1 protein-coding gene is annotated in these 1,488 nt (G+C 58.3%); it reads right to left on the reverse strand.

All coding sequences use genetic code 11. The features are described from left to right. Positions 1–347: 347 nt before the first annotated feature. Positions 348–1,488 (reverse strand): phosphoglucosamine mutase (locus H5U08_RS18555; protein ID WP_297036566.1); only part of this gene is annotated, 1,141 nt, incomplete at its 5' end.

A 1,488-nucleotide genomic window follows, 5' to 3' on the forward strand; every position in this document is an offset into this window, starting at 1 on the left:
CCCCTCAGCCACTTCCACCGCGATGAAGGTCCGAACTTTACTCTTCATTGGCTTCGCGTCCTCGTCGTGGTGCTGACCTCCCGGCCCTTACCCGTCAACAGGCTACCTTGAATGTCAACCGTTGCCGAAAGCCCTTTTTTGAACGTTCATCAACTCATCTGTGTTATTTATTGTCCCTCTTCTTTTTTCCACAGTGTCCCGATTGTGGCGAGAAATAGCCCGGAAATGCCGCTAAAGAACGGTCCGCCCGGTTGAATCCAGGCAGTGCGGTCAGGCGAGACCGGACAGCAATCCTTTCCAGTTCGTTTTCTCTATTTTATGCCTTCTTTTTGGATTTCGAAGGTAGCTCAATCGATCAACGGGGCGACGGTCTGCTTCACAGTTTCGCACAGCTCCATCGCTTCTTCTTCGCGGGGAGCTTCGGCGATGATCCGGATGATCGGCTCGGTGTTGCTGGGGCGGATAAGGACCCACCGATTGGGGAGGTCGATCCGGAGTCCATCCATTCGGTCTGTCCGACCGTCGCGAAACCGGCGCGTTACTGCCTGATAAGCCGCCTCCAGTTTCTCAATGGGAAAGCTCATCTTCGTTTTGACGATGGCGTACCTTGGTAACTGAGCGACCAGGTCCGCCACGCCGCATCCTTCCTCCGCCATCGCATCGAGGACGCAGGCCATCCCCACAAAGCTATCTCGAATGAGAACCACGCGGGGATCAATCGGGCCTCCGTTTCCCTCACCGCCGAACACGGCATCGTGGGCCAGCATGGCGTCAACAACGTTGGCCTCGCCCACCGGCGAGCGAAAGAAAGGTACTCCATACTTGGCCGCGATATCCTGGTTCATCCGACTGCTGGCACAGTTGGTCACGACGGGCCCCTTGCGTGACTTCAAACGATGGTAAAGACACAGCGCGAGGGTGTATTCTTCGCCGATGTAGCGCCCTGATCCGTCGATGATCGCCAGCCGGTCCGCGTCGGGGTCCTGACAGAATCCGACATCAGCCTGGCACTCACGGACGACCTGGCAAATCCCCACCAGGTTTTCCGCGAGTGGCTCTGGCGGGTGCTCAAACGCACCGTTGGGAATTTCGCCCCTCGGAATGACCTCACAGCCGAGTTTTTCCAGCAGGGCCAGGCCGAGCTGACTGCCCGCCCCGTGATTGGAGTCCAGGACGACTCGGAACCGTCGCTGCGATATCCTTTCCACATTGACGGTATTGAGAATCGCGTTCAGATGGGGAGTGATCGTGTCGGGACACGTTTCCACGCTGCCGATTCGATTGAACCTTACCCAGTCGAACTTCCCGCTGCGGTAGCGCTCAAGCACCTCCTTGCCGGACCGATCCGGAATCACGCGACCCTCCGGGCTGAGGAGCTTGAGACCGTTGTATTCGGCTGGATTGTGGCTTGCCGTGATCTGGATGGCACCGGCAGCTCGATAGTGCTGTACGAGGACGCCCACTGTCGGCGTCGCGGCGATCCCCACG

It is taken from the genome of Thermogutta sp. (assembly GCF_014359955.1).
Taxonomy (GTDB): domain Bacteria; phylum Planctomycetota; class Planctomycetia; order Pirellulales; family Thermoguttaceae; genus Thermogutta.